This window comes from Halomonas sp. BC04 (genome assembly GCF_000568385.1).
This window is the reverse complement of record NZ_AZQX01000013.1, coordinates 17,695-36,407: the sequence shown is the minus strand read 5'-3', so window position 1 is coordinate 36,407 and position 18,713 is coordinate 17,695. Positions and strand designations below refer to the sequence as shown.

The following is an 18,713-nucleotide window of genomic DNA, read 5'->3' as shown; positions in this document are numbered from 1 at the left end:
CCATGCAGAATACCCTACCGCGGTTCAGGGCCCGGCAGGGGGGAACCAATCATCCCGTCCCTGCTCGAAACTCGGACCGCAAGCGCATCGGCACCCGAACGGCAAGCGAGAGGAAGAAGCCATGGCAACGGCGACAACGCGACGGCGGCTACCCAAACGGTATCCGATAATCCTGGCCATTATGCTGGCCTTGGCGACGACTTGCCATTCACTCGCCAGCGAAGCCGGGTTTCAGCGGCTTGACGAGGATGCCATCCAGCGCCTCCAGAGCCAGGCCGGCGAGCTTTCCCGCCTGCATACCCTGGTCGTTGCCGAGGATCGGGAGATCGTATTCGAGCACACCTACGCCGGCCCCGGGAGTCACCAGCCGGCCAATATCAAGTCCCTCTCCAAGACGGTGCTCGCCGCGCTGGCGGGGGCAGCCATCGAGGAGGGGGTGATCGACGGCGTCGACCAGTCCATCGTGGCGCTGCTCGGCCCCCTGGTGCCCAATGGGGTCGACCCGAGAGTGGAGCAGATCACCGTCGGTCATCTGCTCTCGCTGCAGGCCGGGCTGGAACGCACTTCCGGTGCCAACTATGGCGCCTGGGTCGCCAGCGCGAACTGGGTCGCGGACGCCTGAGCCGCCCCTTCGTCGATCGGCCGGGCGGACGAATGCTCTACTCCACGGGCTCCAGCCACCTGCTCTCTGCTGCCCTGACCCAGGCCAGTGGCGACAGCACCCTGTCCCTGGCCAGGCACCTGCTGGGCAAACCGCTGAATATCACCATTCCTGACTGGCCCCGGGACCCGCAAGGCATTCACTTCGGCGGCAACGACATGCAGTTGTCGCCGCGGGCGCTGATTCAAATTGGCGAGCTCTATCGGCTCGGTGGCGTGATCGATGGAACGCGCATACTACCGGAAGGCTGGGTGGAGATGTCCTGGCAACCCCGGGGCACCTCGCCCTGGACCAACGACGGCTACGGTTATGGCTGGTTCATCACCGAGCTGGCCGGAGAAACCGCCTACTACGGTCGCGGCTTCGGGGGCCAGGCGCTATACGTGATTCCCGACAGGAAACTGACCATCGCCATCACCGCGGATCCCATGCCGCCTTCACCCGGCGGGCAGTTCCAACAACGGCTGCACGCAATAGTCGAGACCCTCTTGAAATAGAGTCAGCACTCAATCAATGGCGGGAAGGCAACAACCAGGCGAGGCATAAGACAGCAGCAGACGCCATTGCTAGAACGGCCTCGCCCTGCTACCCGACCCCGCTATCAGCGAAGGCCAAGCATCGAGAGAATGAAAAGGACAACGACGATCAGGCCGATGATATAGATAATATTGCGCATGCAGCACTCCTTGCTGGCAAGATGAAAGGGAGAAACGCACGACGAATCTGATGCCTTCGTCAGGTTCCAGTGTAGTGAAGCTGATGCATTCAGCCAGCAAGCAACCAGCGAAGTTCATACCGGTTGTCGATGTTTGTGTAGCCTAATACCTTAACATGGGTAGAAATGTAGCCTGACAGTGACGGCAGCGTAGCATGGGAGAACATGGCAGAACTCACTGCTGACGTTCGGTAACGCAAACTGAGCACAAGGACGGCAATACGCATGTCTCGAGCACGTAAAACGCGAAACGTCGTCTTCGTTGTACTCCCCCTGGCGGGACGCTTTGTCTGGCGCGTCCTGTCCGCCTTTCTGCGCAACCACGGCATCCTGCTGGCCGGCGGTGTGGGCTACAATATTCTGCTCTCCATCGTCCCCCTGTTCGCCCTGATAACGGTATTGTTGACCCAAGTCGTCCAGGAACAGATCCTGCTCGATGTTCTCAGCGTCCAGGTGCTGCACCTGGCCCCGGCCCATGCCGAGCTGCTGATGGATGCCGTACGCGCCCTGCTCGACTCCCGAGATGCCATCGGGCTGTTCGGCCTGCTGGTACTGCTGGTCTTCAGCTCCTTCGCCTTTCGCATGCTGGAAGATGCACTCGCAATCATCTTCCACGCCCCCGAGCCGAACAAGGGGCGCAGCATCTGGGTCTCGGTGCTGCTTCCCTACGCCTTCATGCTGGTCCTGGGTACCGGCCTGATGGCGCTGACCCTGCTGGCCACCCTGGCCGAAGCCATCAATGCCCTGTGGCTAGCCCTCTTTGACCGCAACATGCCTTTTGCCGGCCTCTCTGAGCCGCTGCTCAACCTGTTCAGTTTCTTCGGGGTCTTCCTTCTGTTCAGCGCCATCTACAAGGTGCTGCCGGTGGTAAAGATCGCACTGAGGCGCGCCATCGTGGGCGGGTTCGTGGCGGCACTGCTGTGGGAGGGGGTGCGGCTGATTCTGGTGTATTACTTCGTCAACCTCTCCTTCGTCAACGTCGTCTACGGCTCCCTGGCCGCGCTCATCGTGGTATTGCTGAGCCTGGAGGTGGGCGCGATCATCCTGCTGCTGGGCGCGCAGGTGATCGCCGAACTGGAGTACAACGCACGCCAAGGATTGCCGTGGCACGTTGACCCGCGCCGGCAGCCGATTACCCATCTGGACTGATGCGGCCGGCATCCTGACAGGCCAAGCCGTGATGCCCTGCTTCAATGGTGTATCTCAACGACCCATCTCACTTTCCTGTATCGATGGGTGCCGTCGGCGCCATGCTCAATGGGGGCGTTGAGTTCGATCACGGTACAAGCGCTGGAACAGGGTCCACAGACTCTTGCCCGTGACCATGCCCAGCAGGTAGATCACCACCAGGAGCAGTGCCATGGGTAGCCTGAGGCCCCAGGTCAGGAATCGGACCTCCACCATGACGATATTCTGTACGACGAGGATGAGCACCAACACCGCGATAAAGATCTTGACCGCCAGCAGCAGCTTTTCCATGCACGCTCTCCCGTCGAATGTGATCTCCTCAAGCTGAGCTTCGTTGCGCCGCCTGTCAACTGATTGTCCGCCACTGGAAGATGGAGCCACCCGTAGCTGCCCGGGCGGCTTCGTGACCTGACGCCAGGATCAACCGATGGCGAAGACCGCTCCGGCAGCGGCAATGGCTACCCCGAGACCACGCACGAGACGGCTTTCACGAGCCATCAGCAAGCCCCCGAGCAGGCGACCGGCGTAGGTAATGGCAAGCGTAGCCAGGGTGAACCCCGCCAGGTAGGCCATCATCGACACGCCGTGGGGCATCTCGTTGCCATGGGCATGGCCGTGAAACAGCATGAACAGCACGACCACTCCGGCACCGAGCACGCTGGGAACCTTGACCAGGGCGGCGATCAGGATGCCGGCAAGCAGCACCGACATGGCAATACCGAACTCGACGCCGGGCAGGGCCAGGCTGCCCCAGGCCAGGCCGGCACCGAACAACATGCCACCGGCCGCGAGCAGAGGTGCGCCAGGCGCAGCGGGCGAGACTGACGAAGGCTCCAGAGGCCGATGGCCAGCATCGCCAACAGATGGTCGAGCCCCAACAGCGGATGGCTCAGGCCGGCTGAGAAGCCGCCCTCGTGATCATGACCGGGGTGGGCTACGGCGAGGCCGGCCACCAGTAACAGTGCGGGTGCGGTGGCGAGAGCCGACCGGGTAGCGGGGGAAAGAGCTGACATCATGGTGGCATTCTCCTGAGCGATGACCTGAGCAAGGGTGAGGCAATAATGGGAAATGGGTTGTCAAACGGCAGCGGCCTGGGGACGGCGCTCCGATAGCATGCCGCGGTCGAGTATGAAGCGGATGACCGTCTCGAGGCCCACCCCGTCATAGAGATTGGTGAAGACGAAGGGGCGCTCGCCACGCATCTTCTTCGAGTCGCGCTCCATGACGTCCAGCGAGGCATGCACCTGCTCGGCGATATCGATCTTGTTGATGATCAACAGGTCGGACTTGGTGATACCAGGCCCGCCCTTGCGTGGAATCTTGTCACCGGCGGAGACGTCGATCACATAGAGGGTGAGATCGGAGAGCTCGGGGCTGAAGGTGGCCGACAGGTTGTCGCCGCCGGACTCCACCAGCACCAGCTCCAGGCCGGGGTGGCGTGCCTGCAGGTCGTCGATGGCCGCCAGGTTCATGGAGGCGTCCTCGCGGATGGCGGTATGCGGGCAGCCGCCGGTTTCCACCCCGAGGATACGATCCGCCGGCAGCGCATCGTGCTTGAGCAGGAAGTCGGCGTCCTCGCGGGTATAGATGTCATTGGTAACCACCGCGATATCGTAATAATCGCGCAGCGCCAGGCAGAGCTGCTTGAGCAGTGCCGTCTTGCCGGAGCCCACCGGGCCACCGACGCCGATGCGTAAACAGTGAGTCATGTCGTGCCTCCTTTAGAACTCGATTGTCCTGTCCTGCTAACTGCGAAACAGTCGCGAATATTGGGTTTCGTGTAGGGCGCTGGCCAACGCCAGGCCGGGCAGCACGGGGCCCAGCTCGTCATCCGACAGGGCCAGTGCCTCGTCCACCGCCGTGACCAGAACCGGTCTCAGCCGCTCCACCAGCCGCTGGGCCGAGGTATGGCCAAGCGGCAGCGCCTTGCAGGCCACCGCCAGTTGGTTCTCCAGCCAGGCCCAGGCAAAGCCGAGCAGAGCCTGGCGTACCGATACACCGCGGGCATGGGCCGTCCATGCAAACAGGGTCACGTAGCCGGCACCCGCCGGCAGCGTGGACGATCCACCGGATGAGCTTTGAGGAAGCAGATCGAGACTGCCCAGCAGTCGAGCCAGCGACGCCCCCAGCCGTGAGTCTTCCGCTGCCAACTCGGCGGTTTCACGGTTGGCGGCAAGCCACCGGTCCCACTCGGCCACCGCTTCGCCATCACCTGCCGCCCAGGCCGACTGAAGCCGCGCCAGCACCGGCAGCTCGCAACGGCTCAGGCCATCCTCCAGCACCCCCTCCAGCCACTCACCGAGACTCGCCTCGTCGCTGACCCACCCCAGCTCGAAGGCGCTCTCCAGGCCCTGGGAGAAGGCGAAGGCACCGATGGGCAGCGCGGGGCTGACCAGCTGCAGGAGCCCCAGCAGGGCCAGGTCATCGTCCCTTCCCTGCCCCGCCACGGCCCCCTGCCCTGACACGGTCGCCCGTTCAGTGGGCATGGGTGTGGCCATGAGGGTGTGAGGGGTCATGAGAATCGTGGTGGGAATGGCCGTGCTCATGAGAGTGGCCGTGAGAGTGGCCATGGCCAACGGTCTGCTGGTAGGCACCCGGCTCGGGGTCGAATGGCGCCTGGTGATGTTCGAGGGTCGCCCCCAGCCGTTCGGCCAGCTCTTCAAGCACGTGATCCTGTGGGAAGCGCACCCAGCCCTGATCCGGCCTGGCATCGTCGCTACCCAGGGCGAGCTGCACATGGCGATTGCCGAGATGGTAGGCGAGCCTTGCCAACGGCAGGCCCGCGGCGATGCGCGCGGTGACCACCGGTTCGTCGGCGGCCTCGATGCGGATCACCTCACCGCTCTCGGCACGCAGGCCTTCGCCCGAGCGCAGCACCGGACCGCGGTCGAGAAAGAGCCCGAGCTCACGGCCGCCATCGCTCTGGGCCTTGAGGCGCCCACGAATACGAAGCTCGAGCGGCAGTGTCAGGGTGTCGATGGCCTGTCTTGCCTCGATGGGTCCCAGTCGTTCGGTCAGTTTCAGCATCGTTCATTTCCTTTTTTGAGCTCAGAACCCGCAGCCTATTTACCGCGGCTAACCCGGCGACAGGTCTAGGAGCCTGCCGGACTTAACGCTGATCTACTGCGAGATCCGGTCTTTCGGCCAATTTCATGCGATCTGATTCGTTAAATAGCGGGCTATTCGCCTCATCAGATCGATAAACTTGTCTCGAAATCCGAATCTCTCGCGACGATCGGTCAAGTCCGACAGGCTCCTAGGCGGGGGCGCTGTGAATACTTCCCTGTACGCTACCGATTCCTTCCCTGGAATCGGACCCCCGCTGCGACCTGACCCCGGCGCCGCTCACTTTGGCGGTCGCAGCCCGTAGCCCGGGGCTCGGCGCTCAGAACAGGTGGTAGCGCTGGGCCAGAGGAAGCTCTGTCGCCGGCTCGCAGGTCAGAAGCTCCCCATCGCAACGCACCTCGTAGGTCTGGGGATCGACGGTCAGCTCCGGGCAGCGTCGTTGAGTTTCATATGCTGCTTGCGCACGCCGCGCACGTTGCCGCAAGCCGATAGCTCACTCTGCAGCCCCAACTGCTCCTTGATTCCGGCCTCGATGGACGCCTGGCTGACGAAGCTGAGACGCGTGGCGCTGGCGGCACGGCCCATGGCACCGAACATGTAGCGGTAGTGCACCGGCTGCGGCGTCGGGATCGAGGCATTGGGGTCGCCCATGGGGGCGGCGGCGATCATGCCGCCCTTGATGATGAGCGCCGGCTTGACGCCGAAGAAGGCCGGATCCCACAGCACCAGGTCGGCCAGCTTGCCCAGCTCGATGGAGCCCACCTCATGGGCAATGCCATGGGTGATGGCCGGGTTGATGGTGTACTTGGCGATATAGCGCTTGGCGCGGAAGTTATCGGCGCCCAGCGCCTCGTCTTCCGGCAGCAGGCCACGCTGTACCCGCATCTTGTGGGCGGTCTGCCAGGTCCGGCACACTACCTCGCCCACCCGACCCATGGCCTGGGAATCCGAGGCGATCATGGAGATCACCCCCAGGTCGTGGAGGATGTCCTCGGCAGCGATGGTCTCGCGGCGAATGCGCGAGTCGGCGAAGGCCACGTCTTCGGGAATGTTCGGGTCCAGGTGGTGACACACCATGAGCATGTCGAGGTGTTCATCAATGGTGTTAACGGTATAAGGCCGGGTCGGGTTGGTGGACGACGGCAGCACATAGTCCTTGGCACAGGCTGTGATGATATCCGGCGCATGGCCGCCCCCCGCCCCCTCGGTATGGTAGGTGTGAATGCCGCGCTCCTTGAACGCCGCCAGGGTGTCCTCGACGAAGCCCGACTCGTTCAGGGTGTCGGTATGAATCGCCACCTGGACGTCGTAGCGGTCGGCGACACTCAGGCAGTTGTCGATGGATGCCGGGGTGGTACCCCAGTCCTCGTGGAGCTTGAGGCCCATGGCGCCGGCTATCAGTTGGGCTTCCAGCGCCTCCGGCAGGCTGGCATTGCCCTTTCCGAGCAGGCCGATGTTCATGGGCATCTCGTCAACCGCCTGGAGCATCTTGCCGATGTGCCAGGGTCCGGGAGTGCAAGTGGTGGCCTTGGAGCCGGTGGCAGGGCCCGTACCGCCGCCCAGCATGGTGGTGATGCCGCTCATTAGCGCCTCTTCCACCAGTTGCGGGCAGACGAAATGGATATGGGCATCCAGGGCGCCGGCTGTCAGGATCATGCCTTCGCCGGCGATGATCTCGGTGCCGGGGCCGATGACGATCTCCACGTCGGGCTGGGTGTCGGGGTTGCCCGCCTTGCCGATGGCAGCGATACGACCACCCTTGAGTCCCACGTCGGCCTTGACGATGCCCCACCAGTCGAGGATCAGGGCGTTGGTAATCACGGTATCCATCACCGCGTCGTCATGGCGCTGGCTCTGGCCCATGCCGTCGCGAATCACCTTGCCGCCGCCGAACTTGACCTCGTCGCCGTAGTGGGTCGCATCGTCCTCTACCTCGATCCACAACTCGGTGTCGCCCAGGCGCACCCGATCGCCGGTGGTGGGGCCATACATGTCAGCATAGGCTTGCCGGCTGATCGTGTTATCAGGCTTCATGGCTTTCCTCCCTTGCCCGCCGTGTCGAGCGCACCCATCACCTCGCCGCGAAAGCCATAGACGTGACGGCGGCCGACAAAGGGAATCAATGTCACCTTCCGGGACTGGCCGGGCTCGAAGCGGATGGCTGTCCCCGCCGCCACATCGAGGCGGTGACCGCGCGCCTTGTCGCGATCGAAGGTCAACGCCGGATTGGCTTCGGCAAAGTGGTAGTGGGAGCCGATCTGGATCGGCCGGTCGCCGGTATTGGCCACCTCGACGGTGATGCGCTGGCGACCTGCACAGAGCTCGATCTCGCCGTCCTTCAGTTGATACTCACCGGGAATCATCGCGGGGCTCCTCAGACAATGGGATCATGCACGGTTACGAGTTTCGTCCCGTCGGGGAAGGTGGCTTCGACCTGGACCTCATCGACCATCTCGGCCACGCCCTCCATGACGTCATCACGGCTTAGGATCTCGCGGCCATGGCTCATCATCTCGGCGACGGTGCGACCGTCACGGGCACCCTCCATGATCTCGGCACTGATCAGGCCACCGCCTCGGGATAGTTGAGCTTGAGCCCGCGCGCTCGGCGACGTTCGGCAAGCAGGGCTGCGGTGAACAGCAGCAGCTTGTCCTTGTCTCTGGGGGTCAGTTCCATGCAATTCTCCTGGCTGAGTCAGGTAAACCAGATACGGGGGGAATGGGCACAGGAGCCACACAGCAGCGGCCTGAGACAGGCCCAGGCTTGCTGGCAGATATCCCAGGCTTCGTTACGCTCCTGCCCCAGGTAGCGCAGCAGCAGCACGCCATGACGTACCGTCACCGCCCAGCGTGGGGTCATGGCGATGGCATCCCGCAATGCTCGATGGCGCCGGCCTCGTCGTGCAGCCCTACCGCCCAGAGCGTGGCCTGGACCGTGGCGCCACCCTGCCCCCAGCGACCGGCGAAGCGCGGGTGCAGCGGGTCCAGGGGCTGACGCTCCAACCACAGCGGCTTGCCATCCCGCGTCAGGCGAAATCGCTGGTCGATGCGGCCGGAGACATAGGCAGATCGCTTGCCGGACGCCCCAGTGCCAGCACTTCCCAGCCCAGGCAGCGCGCCGAGCCGGCCAGGTCGATATGCGTCGCTTGCTCACCCATCGACCGTCAAAGGCGATGGTCTCCTGGGGTAGCCACTCGAGTACGCCGCCATCTTCCACTTCGAGATGGGTCTGCTGACGCCAGGACACGCCATGGCTGTCGGCCTTGTAGAGCTTGTTGGCCGCCGGCGTGGTCAGGAGCGCATGGGCGTCCGTCCCCACCCGGGCCGATATCGAGAGCCTGTCGCCGCTGACCAGCCCACCCGGCGGGTGCAACAGGTAGACGTGGCAGGGGCCCGTCCGCCGTTCGGGATAAAACGGCCGCTGTACCCGTAGCGGCCCCTGGTGGCGCGCATGCACCATCCGCGTGACCCCCTCTCGCGCTTCGAAAGCCAGCGCCAGCGAAGCCGCCCAGCATCTTTCGCTATCGAAACAGTGCCCTGAAAGAGACATTCATGCACCAATAAAGGATGATAGTGACTAAGAGCAGGCAAAATTAAGACCAAGGAAAGCGAAATAATAAAAAGTCTTTTGGAATCAACGATCTAAAAATCCATGGAGAACATCCAGAAATATTTTGCCGCATCAATCTGGTGCATAACTCAAGGCTTTGCCCATATGTAGTGCAAAGATGAGTTGGCTCGAACAGGATCAGCTGTTCTTGCACTGAAAAAACACATGCCCCTTGTGAAGTTCAGCATGGTAAACAACAATGTCTTCTCTATTATCATCGGTGGAGTGAAAATCCAGCAGGTATTCGGCAAGAGGAACCTCAATGACTCTACGGACGGCACGGCGTAAGGCACGTGCACCAAACTGGCGATCGAAACCTGTTGATGAGACATAATCGATAACTTCATCACTCACAGTCAATCGACACTGGTGCTTAAGCAGCCTTCGATTAAGTCGCTGAACCTCAAGCTTGACAAGGTCACCAACCAACTCCATCTCGATCCAATTGAAAATTGTGATGTTATCAATCCTGTTAACAAACTCAGGTGAGAATGACTTCAACAATTTTTCCTGAACGATATCTTCGACTTGTTTATGCCTTCCCTTGGCAGATCGTGGAAACAGGCGACGAATGAAACCATTTTGACGCTGCTCGTAACGTTGAATATCACGAGCGCCCAAATTACTGGTCATGAAAATCAGTGTATTACGAAAACTATAGGTTCTTTCACCAGAAGCAACAGTAAGCATTCCGTTGTCAAAAACATTTAGAAGGGCCTGCAACACCTCAGGGCTCGCCTTCTCTAACTCATCGAACAAGACGATACCGGGACGTCCCGGACTACCTTCCATTTTATCTTGGTCAAATAACGTATTACCTTCCTTGGCTCCAACATAACCGGGAGGAGCACCGGTAATGGCAGCAGAGTAGTGTTCCTGAGAGAGAGTATTCATATCCACCCTGCAGAATGCATCCGCATCACCGTGCAGGGAACGCGCCAATGATCTAACGACTTCGGTCTTGCCGACACCAGTAGGACCAAGAAAAAGAGCGGTGAATAGCGGGCGCCGGGGATCGGTAATATCCGCACGAACCACCTTGAGTATATCATGGACGGACTCGATCGCCTTTTCCTGGCCTAGAATATCTTTCTTCAATGCATCCAGGACAACATCAACATCAAACTTGAAACGACTTTCCAGCCTTGACTTGTGTGCTAGGTGTGACTGGAGCACATCATGCTCTGGAGAATTCTCCGAATCCAAGGCAGCCTTATCCATTCGCTGCCTGTCCGTATTATCCAGCATGTCGTTTATAAAAGGCATTAGCTGACCTCCCTACCACCCACAAAGCAGAATCGGAAAAATTGAAATAGAGGGTAACCGGCCCTGCCAACTGACAGCAGGGCCATTGAGATAGCTTACCTATCAAGCCTCCTTTTCTTTTCCATCATAAGGCAAGCTACCAACCGGGCATTGCGCCACACCTGAGGTTGTACGTGTAATGGCTTCTACTTCCTCTCTAGCCTTCTCTGCATCATTAACCCATGTCTTGTAAAATTCAAACGGGCATTCGGCTAATCCCTTGTCTCCATCGCCAGATGCGTGCATGCCGGAATAGCCACGATGCAGAATCTTGAACAAATGATTCTGTGATTGATCATTCTGTCGAGCGTCACGGATTTGAGACACTGACAGCTGTGCATACTGAATGCCCATTTCTTCTTCGCCACACTCGCCCAGAGTACGACCATCAAATCCAATGATGGAAGAATGACCAAAATAACTGTATACACCGTCAAAGCCAGCAGCATTGGCTACAGCAACATAGGAGTTATTAGCCCATGCCATCGCTTTTGCCATCATGATTTGCTGCTCTTTTGCTGGATACATGTATCCCTGGCACCTGACGATCAGCTCTGCTCCTTTCATAGCACAATCACGCCAGATTTCCGGATAGTTGCCGTCATCACAGATAATCAAACTAATTTTCAGCCCCTTAGGACCTTCAGATACATAAGTGGTGTTGCCAGGGTACCACCCTTCGATGGGACACCAAGGAATCACTTTGCGATATTTCTGGACAATTTCACCTTTGTTATTTATCAAGAGGAGCGTATTGTATGGATTCTTCTTGGGATGCTCTTCGTGCCGCTCACCGGTAATTGAAAAGACTCCCCAGGTATTCGCTTTCCGGCACGCCTTTGAAAAGATCTCAGTCTCTTCACCGGGGACGACGGAAGCTGTTTCCATCATTTCCTGTGGATCGTACATGATCCCTTGCAAGCTGTATTCTGGAAAGATGACCAAGTCCATTCCTGGTAGGCCTTTCTTCATACCAACAATCATGTCCGCAATGTTCTGTGCATTATCAAGAACTTCTGATTTGGTATGGAGCCGAGGCATCTTGTAGTTAACAACTGCCACGCCAACCGTATCATTGCTGCTGGAAATATCACCGTGTCGCATATCCTGACTCCTTAACATCTATTTATCATGATTCGGACAAGGGAAGTCCGAAGTTAAATGGCGGATCGAATGCCTTCCGCCTAGAAGGTGAGGTACTCGTCAACGATTTGGTCGGTGAGCTCCTCCCCTGTTCCTGAAACAGCAATACGCCCTTTATTAAGCACAAGAAAGTTGTCGGAAACGCGGCGCGCAAATGGAATATTCTGGTCAACGAGAACAATAGTAATCCCCATTTCACGATTCAATTTTACAAGCACGTCCTCTATTTCCCGAACAATATTTGGCTGTATGCCTTCAGTTGGCTCATCAAGAAGAAGGATCTTTGGCTCCATCGCCAATGCCCTACCAATTGCCAACTGCTGCTGCTGTCCACCAGACAGATCGCCGCCACGCCGGTTCAAGAACTCTTTCAATATCGGGAACATGTCCAGAATATATTCCGGAAAATCACGCTTTCCATCCTTTCTGGCATACGTACCCATGACGATATTTTCACGCACTGTGAAGCGCGGAATCACCTCTCGCCCTTGTGGAATATAGCCAATGCCCTCCTTGCTACGTTGGTGCGTAGCCATACTTCCAAGATCATTACCCATGAATGTTAATGATCCAGTAATTCGGTCGGTTAGACCCATGATGGTTCGCAAGAGTGTAGTTTTACCCACACCATTCCGTCCCAACACACTAACGAAGCTGCCTTGTTTGATAGTAAAGTTCAGCCCTTGTATTACCGGACTCTTACCATAAAATGAAAAAAGATCTTTTGCCTCAAGCATGATCATCGTCTCCAGCTAAATAAGCCTCCCTCACCGCCGGGTTATTTTCGATTTCTTGTATGCTGCCTTCGGCTAACAGTTTACCCATGTCCATAACGGTTACAGTTTCAGCAATTTCACGAACAAACCCCATGTCATGCTCAACCACGATCATGGTGTGACTACCTTTGAGCGCATTGAAGATTTCTGCTGTTTTCATGGTCTCCTGAATAGTCATACCAGCAGTAGGCTCATCGAAAAGTATCAACTTGCTATCTTGAATCAATAGCATTGCAATTTCCAACCACTGGGTTTGGCCATGGGAAAGGTTGGCAGCAACGGTATTGAGCTCATCACCCAAATCGATAATATCTAAAACCTCAGCCATGCGGCCGCTCATATTAGAGCGAAAGACGCGCAAGGAATCTAAAACCTTGGGCTTTTGTGATCGAGCAACCTCAAGATTCTCACAAACCGTTAGCTCCTTGAACACCGATGGAGTCTGGAACTTCCTGCCTACTCCAGCACGAGCACGTTTGAACTCCAGCATAGAAGTTATATTATTACCTGAGAATATCACCTCCCCGCTAGTAGCTTTCGTTTTCCCACAAATGAGATCCAGCGTAGTCGATTTACCTGCTCCATTCGGCCCGAGAAGACAGCGTAACTCTCCAAACTCGAGATTCATGCTTAGCCCATCAACAGCACGAAGACCGCCAAAACTAACCGAAAGATCTTTAATCTCTAAATGTGCCATATTACCGCTCCTTCTTGGAGTCGCTTTGCATTGGCAAACCTGTATTAGCTTCTATTGCCTGGCTGTGACCTTTGCCATCTGAAGTCATGCTTTTAAACTTACCAATACTTGCACTCAAGAGACCATAAATCCCGTTAGGCATAAACAGAACCACGAGAATAAACACGACGCCGAGGAAAAGCATCCAGCCTTCAACAAATATCTCTGAAAGTCTTCCTTGCAATGCATTTACAATGATTCCACCAAGTGCAGCGGCTACAAGTGAGTTTCGTCCACCGACAGCACACCAGATCACAATGGCAAGACTAAAGGAAACGCTCATGTAGCTCGGAGATGCAAACTGAAGCACCAAGGCGTACAGCATACCTGCCCAACTGGCAATCGCAGCAGATGTACTGAAAGCCATAATTTCATAACTAGCTACATTATATCCAAAGAAACGAACTCTATCTGGATTTTCCTTTATTGCACGTAGAATCAACCCGACCTTGCTTCGCACGAGCGCTACAGTAAGGGCCATTATGATAATCAAACACCCAGCAACAAAATAGTAGAAATCAGTGCTATAGCTATTTGCCGTCCAGTTGAACAACTCCAAGGGTGCCAGGCCTGTAAGACCATTCTCCCCCCCTGTATACATTTGATACTCAACAAACACCAACTGGAAAGCCACAAGAAAGGACAAGGTAATGATGGCTACAAATACACCCGTAATTCTTCCCCTGAACATGAAGACCCCAATGATACTTGCAACTATCGCAGGCAACAATATTACCGAAAGCAGTGTCAGGGTAACTGAGTGAAATGGTTGCCAGAACCATGGCAAAGCTTCAAGGTTCGTCCAGCCCATGAAGTCGGGCATGCCTCCCGGCATATTTTCACTGGCCTTGAGCTTTAAGTGCGCGGCCATAATATAAGAGCCAAGGGCAAATGATCCGGCTTGGCCAAGGTTCAATATCCCGGCATAGCCCCAGGATAAAGCTAAAGCCATGGCCGCCAAGCCTAGAGTCAAATATCGTGCATAAGTGTTTAGCTGAAAACCATCGAAAGATGCGTACATCGGCATTACAAGCAGCACAAACACTGCAAATAAAACATACCCGACAACGTCATAACGAAAATTAAGATTCATGACATCCCCTCCTTAGCGCCGCACTTTATCTGGGAACAACCCTTGAGGGCGAAATCTTATAATAATGATAATTGCCATTAGTACCGCGACACGCCCTATAGTGTCATTAAAAAGGAATGAAAATAGCGCCGTAGCCTCACCGACAAGCCCTGAAGCCACCACTGTTCCCAATAAACTGCCCACGCCACCTAAAATAACAACAAGGAAGGCGTCTACTACAAGGTGTGTACCCATACCGGGAGTTACGCTGATCAAAGGTGTTACTAGAGCACCTGCCATGCCAGCCAAACCTGCACCGAACGCAAAGGTTACCGCGTAAACATTTTCAGATCGTATTCCATAACATTCAGATATTTCTTTATTTTGTATTACAGCACGAAGTTTCATCCCAAACTCTGTGCGACGCATCAAATACCAAGTACCAAATACAACCATTAACGAAAACACGATCAAGAAAAGGCGGTAAATGGATAAGATCGCGCCTGCAATCTCAACATTACCATCCAAGATTGCAGGCCCTTCTACATATCGTGATGTAGACCCCAGGAACAATCTCACCAGCTGTTCAATGACAATTCCAATACCCCAGGTAGCAAGTATGGTATCAAGAGGACGATGGTACAGCCAGCGTACCACTCCACGCTCTATCGCAAGCCCCATTAATCCAACAACAAGAAATACCAGTGGTAACGAAAACAGAATATTTAGCCCCAGTGATGTTTGAAGATACCAAGCAGTATAAGCACCGATCATTACAAATTCGCCGTGCGCAAGGTTAATGACACCCATTGTCCCATAGATGATTGCCAATCCAAGTGCTATTAGAAGCAAAATCGAAGCTATGCTTAAGCCAGCAAAGAACTGATTTAAAGCAAAATCCATAACTTGCCACTCCTGAAGGTAGGAAATGCCCGACGCAGAAACGATGCGGCAGCGCCGGGCAATACCAAGTCAAATTAAGTACGGACAAGACCCTCAGCTGTGCACATTTGATCCTCATAAGCCCAATATGGATCTGGCGCCATGCGTCGCGCAGACTGCTGTACGACTTCTGCTTGACCATCTGCTTGCCATCTGGCGATTTTCGGCCAAAGGTAAGTGTGCAAATTGGGATCAATTTCAATCTCACCTTGCGGTGCAAGCATACGAAGACCAACAGCCGCATCTCGAATATTCAATGGGGTAATATCACTAGGAGCGAGTTGCTCAACAGCTGCTTTAAATTGATATACCTGGAAATACGCTGCCTCATTGACAAAGTGGGTTACTTCATCTTGCCCAAAGCGATTCAAGTACGCTTCTACGAACCGATGGTTAGCTGCGGACTCATGCCCCATGAAATAGGGTGCCGAAGAGAAGTGACCTGCTGCTGCAGCTCCGCCCATTGCCTTAACTTCAATCTCAGAGCGGGTAAGGCTAGCAACAGGCATTGTCTCCGGGTCAAAACCGGCAGCATGCATTTGGCGTTGGAAAGCGACATCTGAGTCACCTACCAATGTGCAGAAAATAACATCAGGCTTCATATCACGAATTCTGTTTATCACAGAACCAAAATCTGAATGCCCCATTGGCACATACTCTTCATGTACCGCTTCGCCACCTATATCATCCAGGATCATTTTGCAGACATTATTTTCCTCTCGGGGATACACATAGTTATTCCCGATCAAATAGAAACGACCACCAAAATTTTCCTTTAGCCAAGGTACGAAATCTTGCTGCTGCTGGTTAGGCACCGCACCACCATACATTACGTTGCGTGAGCACTCTCTGCCTTCATACAAAGTGGGGTACCAGAAAAGGTTGTCATGCTGCTCAACCACAGGTAGTACGGCCTGCCTTGAGGCAGATGTATAAGCACCAAATACGCTTACGCAATTATCGCGCAAAACTTGCCGGCGAATTCTATCTGCAAATGTTGCCGGATCTGATGCGGGATCTTCTATTACCGGCTTAAGCATTCTTCCATGGATTCCCCCTTCGGCATTGATCTCTTCAATTGCCATAAGACAAGCATTCTGCAAAGTGCTCTCCACTACGGCCACTGGCCCCGTAAGCGAAAACAAGACACCTACTGGTATTTCATTGTTAGAGGCCCATGCATTACCGCTCTTGGTCCATATTCCTGGAAACCCTGTTGCCCCAAGGACGCCCGTTGCAGCCACACCTTTTAAAAAATCTCTACGTTTCATGATTGCTCTCCTATTCTTGTCTTTATGCTTTATACGGCTAATACTCAACGCACCATTCAGGCACAAAAAAACCTCTTGGCAAGCACTAACACTGCTATCCCAAGAGGCTTCTCTGCCACTTTCCCCAGATACATCATCGTTGATGCACTGGATTTTGCCTTTTTCAGGCATCCCGCTAGATCAGGTCGTCACGGCAAAATTTTGGTTCTATATGCCGACACTCCTTCCTGAGCAAACCATTACAGCATGCAGCAAATCACTCAAAGTTTATCCATCAATATGTCGGAAAAAACAGAAGACATATTGACAATTCAAAATACAGGCCAGAGCTTCACTCAACGCCGTCGTCAAGAAACTTATGCTCTCCCCATGCATCTTTTATTCCTTTGGAACTTATATTTCCCAGTATGCTGTCTGCATTAATTATTGCTTGGGCAATTTCAACGGTTGATGTCCTCTTTGACATCGCCTGGCTACGTATCATTGCATATGATTCATCTTCTGATATGTCATGCAGACGCATAATTATGAATTTAGCCTGGGTGACAATCTGTGAATTCTTAACCTTATCTTTCAGTTTGTTGATTTCTTTTTCTGAGCGTTGAAAATCCTTCCATATTCTTCTCGCCAGCACCATGTTGCTTAGCACCCCTGTCGGTCGTAACGGTTTTGTTAATACCGCATCTACACGCATGTCCAACAAGGCGTTAAGCACAGAGGGGTTTTCGTAGCTAACGACTCCTATTAACGTTGGCCGTCTCTCACACTCTTTCCCTAGCAGCTCCAACAACATTGCTGCTGGGCTTTCCGTCACCTCAACGAAGAGTATGTCGACATGTTCAGGCAAGGCATGAGGCACAGGCCATTGCGCTTCCACTTGACAACCAATACGCCTTATTTGCTCAATTAATTGCTCTGCATGTGCATCTTGCGGGTGCAGAACCATTGTGCGCAAAGTTCGGATTGATTTTATTATATTTCCGGTTGTCATGTTTTCCACAGGCTACCTCTCAGGTGCACCGATTTCTGGAGGGATGAGCCATTTCCGCACTCCAGTCATGCAAAGCCGGAACCACAAGGTACGGATCAGGCTTTACCGAATAGGGTGTCTCCCTCTCCACTACATATTGCCCTTCCTGGTTCACGCGTGCTATCCGAGAATATAAATATGTATGGTTATTATCTGGATCTATCTTAATTCTTCCCTGTGGAGCTTCAAACTCCGCTCCGCCAAGTGCTATTCGTAGTCGATCAGGATCCTGGCAGCCTGTAGATCTTAGTGCATTGGCCAGTAAATGCACCTGAAAATATGCTGACTCCACACAGCTTGTCACATGAGCACTCACGCCAAATCGATTACGAAATCGCTCCACAAAAGCCCGACTGGATTGAGAATTCAAATTTTGAAAATATGGCGCTGCCGTAATATGTCCAGCTGCGGCTTGAGCCCCATTTCTGCTACTTCGGCTTCACTGGTGGTGAGACTGCCGATAGGCGCTTGGCCACCATGAGCTTTATATGCTTTATAAAATCGAACCGTTGCATCTCCCACAACAGTCGAAAATATAACATCCGGATTTGCTTCATCTATCTCCTGGATTATTTTATCAAAATCTTCGTAGCTAGCCAAAAGAGGTGCATACCTTTCGCCTACCACTTCGCCACCGGCTTGGCGCAGGATATTTCTCATGACCCGGTTCGACTCCCGGGGATAAATATAGTCAGAGCCGACAAAAAAGAATCTATTCCCGAAATTTTCCATCAAGTACCTGGCTAGAGGAACGCTATTCTGATTCGGCGCAGCACCACCATATATTACGTTAGCGGAATATTCAAAACCTTCATATAAGGTAGGGTAGAAAAAAAGAGCATTTTGTCGCTCGACTACAGGAAGCACTTCTTTCCGTGACGATGAAGTGTAGCAACCAATGATGAGCCTGACTCCATCTTCACAGATGAGGCGTTCAGCCAGCTCACCATATCGCTTGTCTTGTGAACCAGGGTCATACATGATTGGTTCGATTTCTACGCCATTAATGCCTCCTGCATTATTCACCTCGTCAATTGCTAACAGCACACCCTGTTGCTGAGCTTTCTCGATAATTGCCAAGGTGCCTGTTGTGGAGAACAGCACGCCTAATTTGCAAGGCTGGCAGATATGGTTGCTGCTTGACATTTTCGTTATCACTCCAAAAAAAAAGCTCCCCGGTAACCGGCTATAAAGCCAGT

16 protein-coding genes and 5 pseudogenes are annotated in these 18,713 nt (G+C 54.7%); 3 read left to right on the top strand and 18 right to left on the bottom strand.

From position 1 onward, the window contains the following. Positions 1–121 precede the first annotated feature (121 nt). The 3 genes from Q427_RS35895 to Q427_RS01360 all read left to right on the top strand — a co-directional run bounded on the left by Q427_RS35895 (position 122) and on the right by Q427_RS01360 (position 2,525). Positions 122–622: a hypothetical protein gene (locus Q427_RS35895; RefSeq protein ID WP_331280506.1), complete on the top strand. Its 501-nt coding sequence runs from the start codon at positions 122–124 to the stop codon at positions 620–622. 32 nt (positions 623–654) lie between these two features. Then, a complete protein-coding gene (locus Q427_RS35890) occupies positions 655–1,158 on the top strand; it encodes a serine hydrolase domain-containing protein (RefSeq protein ID WP_331280505.1) in 504 nt (167 codons plus the stop codon). A gap of 443 nt (positions 1,159–1,601) precedes the next feature. Beyond that, positions 1,602–2,525 (top strand): YihY/virulence factor BrkB family protein, encoded by a 924-nt coding sequence (locus Q427_RS01360; RefSeq protein WP_043510374.1) that lies wholly within the window; start codon positions 1,602–1,604, stop codon positions 2,523–2,525. A gap of 105 nt (positions 2,526–2,630) precedes the next feature. On the opposite strand, the gene Q427_RS01355 is transcribed toward Q427_RS01360, so the two are convergent. From Q427_RS01355 to Q427_RS01270, 18 genes and pseudogenes are all read right to left on the bottom strand, one after another. Continuing rightward, the gene (locus Q427_RS01355; protein WP_043510372.1) at positions 2,631–2,855 is read right to left on the bottom strand and encodes a DUF1049 domain-containing protein; all 225 of its coding nucleotides are present in this window, start codon (positions 2,853–2,855) and stop codon (positions 2,631–2,633) included. Between the two features lie 129 nt (positions 2,856–2,984). Further along, positions 2,985–3,577 (bottom strand): annotated as a pseudogene (locus Q427_RS01350) (HupE/UreJ family protein). A gap of 63 nt (positions 3,578–3,640) precedes the next feature. Then, entirely contained in the window at positions 3,641–4,273 is a 633-nt protein-coding gene (gene ureG / locus Q427_RS01345; RefSeq protein ID WP_043510371.1) for an urease accessory protein UreG, read from the bottom strand. Positions 4,274–4,309: 36 nt separating this feature from the next. Next, positions 4,310–5,050, bottom strand: coding sequence for an urease accessory protein UreF (locus Q427_RS01340; RefSeq protein ID WP_231613305.1), 741 nt, complete (start codon positions 5,048–5,050; stop codon positions 4,310–4,312). After that, complete coding sequence (ureE, locus tag Q427_RS01335) at positions 5,040–5,591, bottom strand: urease accessory protein UreE (protein ID WP_043510369.1); 552 nt, start codon at positions 5,589–5,591, stop codon at positions 5,040–5,042. Before ureE ends, Q427_RS01340 begins: the two co-directional genes overlap by 11 nt. A 358-nt stretch (positions 5,592–5,949) precedes the next feature. After that, positions 5,950–7,664, bottom strand: a pseudogene (ureC, locus tag Q427_RS01330) (urease subunit alpha). Further along, on the bottom strand, positions 7,661–7,993 hold the full coding sequence (locus tag Q427_RS01325; protein WP_043510368.1) for an urease subunit beta: 333 nt from the start codon (positions 7,991–7,993) through the stop codon (positions 7,661–7,663). Before Q427_RS01325 ends, ureC begins: the two are co-directional and overlap by 4 nt. An 11-nt stretch (positions 7,994–8,004) precedes the next feature. Next, a pseudogene (locus tag Q427_RS01320) lies at positions 8,005–8,306 on the bottom strand (urease subunit gamma). An 18-nt stretch (positions 8,307–8,324) separates the two neighbouring features. Continuing rightward, a pseudogene (locus Q427_RS01315) lies at positions 8,325–9,179 on the bottom strand (urease accessory protein UreD). A gap of 198 nt (positions 9,180–9,377) precedes the next feature. After that, entirely contained in the window at positions 9,378–10,460 is a 1,083-nt protein-coding gene (locus Q427_RS01310) for an AAA family ATPase (RefSeq protein WP_231613304.1), read from the bottom strand. Positions 10,461–10,607: 147 nt separating this feature from the next. Continuing rightward, a complete protein-coding gene (locus Q427_RS01305) occupies positions 10,608–11,648 on the bottom strand; it encodes an aliphatic amidase (protein ID WP_043510365.1) in 1,041 nt (346 codons plus the stop codon). An 80-nt stretch (positions 11,649–11,728) separates the two neighbouring features. Next, positions 11,729–12,424: an urea ABC transporter ATP-binding subunit UrtE gene (urtE, locus tag Q427_RS01300; protein ID WP_043510364.1), complete on the bottom strand. Its 696-nt coding sequence runs from the start codon at positions 12,422–12,424 to the stop codon at positions 11,729–11,731. After that, positions 12,417–13,160: an urea ABC transporter ATP-binding protein UrtD gene (urtD, locus tag Q427_RS01295; RefSeq protein WP_043510362.1), complete on the bottom strand. Its 744-nt coding sequence runs from the start codon at positions 13,158–13,160 to the stop codon at positions 12,417–12,419. The genes urtE and urtD overlap by 8 nt, the downstream gene beginning before the upstream one ends. A 1-nt stretch (position 13,161) precedes the next feature. Beyond that, positions 13,162–14,292, bottom strand: coding sequence for an urea ABC transporter permease subunit UrtC (gene urtC / locus Q427_RS01290; protein ID WP_081785767.1), 1,131 nt, complete (start codon positions 14,290–14,292; stop codon positions 13,162–13,164). A 12-nt stretch (positions 14,293–14,304) separates the two neighbouring features. Beyond that, on the bottom strand, positions 14,305–15,174 hold the full coding sequence (gene urtB, locus Q427_RS01285; protein ID WP_043510361.1) for an urea ABC transporter permease subunit UrtB: 870 nt from the start codon (positions 15,172–15,174) through the stop codon (positions 14,305–14,307). Between the two features lie 74 nt (positions 15,175–15,248). Continuing rightward, on the bottom strand, positions 15,249–16,484 hold the full coding sequence (locus Q427_RS29600; protein ID WP_081785766.1) for a transporter substrate-binding protein: 1,236 nt from the start codon (positions 16,482–16,484) through the stop codon (positions 15,249–15,251). 331 nt (positions 16,485–16,815) lie between these two features. Next, entirely contained in the window at positions 16,816–17,475 is a 660-nt protein-coding gene (locus tag Q427_RS01275) for an ANTAR domain-containing response regulator (protein WP_051496030.1), read from the bottom strand. A gap of 19 nt (positions 17,476–17,494) precedes the next feature. Continuing rightward, positions 17,495–18,660: pseudogene (locus Q427_RS01270) on the bottom strand (transporter substrate-binding domain-containing protein). Positions 18,661–18,713: the final 53 nt, after the last annotated feature.

Coding starts and splice junctions, on each gene's coding strand:
- Q427_RS35895 (WP_331280506.1), top strand. CDS start 122: ATGGCAACGGCGACAACGCGACGGCGGCTACCCAAACGGTATCCGATA.
- Q427_RS35890 (WP_331280505.1), top strand. CDS start 655: ATGCTCTACTCCACGGGCTCCAGCCACCTGCTCTCTGCTGCCCTGACC.
- Q427_RS01360 (WP_043510374.1), top strand. CDS start 1,602: ATGTCTCGAGCACGTAAAACGCGAAACGTCGTCTTCGTTGTACTCCCC.
- Q427_RS01355 (WP_043510372.1), bottom strand. CDS start 2,855: ATGGAAAAGCTGCTGCTGGCGGTCAAGATCTTTATCGCGGTGTTGGTG.
- ureG (WP_043510371.1), bottom strand. CDS start 4,273: ATGACTCACTGTTTACGCATCGGCGTCGGTGGCCCGGTGGGCTCCGGC.
- Q427_RS01340 (WP_231613305.1), bottom strand. CDS start 5,050: ATGCCCACTGAACGGGCGACCGTGTCAGGGCAGGGGGCCGTGGCGGGG.
- ureE (WP_043510369.1), bottom strand. CDS start 5,591: ATGCTGAAACTGACCGAACGACTGGGACCCATCGAGGCAAGACAGGCC.
- Q427_RS01325 (WP_043510368.1), bottom strand. CDS start 7,993: ATGATTCCCGGTGAGTATCAACTGAAGGACGGCGAGATCGAGCTCTGT.
- Q427_RS01310 (WP_231613304.1), bottom strand. CDS start 10,460: ATGGATAAGGCTGCCTTGGATTCGGAGAATTCTCCAGAGCATGATGTG.
- Q427_RS01305 (WP_043510365.1), bottom strand. CDS start 11,648: ATGCGACACGGTGATATTTCCAGCAGCAATGATACGGTTGGCGTGGCA.
- urtE (WP_043510364.1), bottom strand. CDS start 12,424: ATGCTTGAGGCAAAAGATCTTTTTTCATTTTATGGTAAGAGTCCGGTA.
- urtD (WP_043510362.1), bottom strand. CDS start 13,160: ATGGCACATTTAGAGATTAAAGATCTTTCGGTTAGTTTTGGCGGTCTT.
- urtC (WP_081785767.1), bottom strand. CDS start 14,292: ATGAATCTTAATTTTCGTTATGACGTTGTCGGGTATGTTTTATTTGCA.
- urtB (WP_043510361.1), bottom strand. CDS start 15,174: ATGGATTTTGCTTTAAATCAGTTCTTTGCTGGCTTAAGCATAGCTTCG.
- Q427_RS29600 (WP_081785766.1), bottom strand. CDS start 16,484: ATGAAACGTAGAGATTTTTTAAAAGGTGTGGCTGCAACGGGCGTCCTT.
- Q427_RS01275 (WP_051496030.1), bottom strand. CDS start 17,475: ATGACAACCGGAAATATAATAAAATCAATCCGAACTTTGCGCACAATG.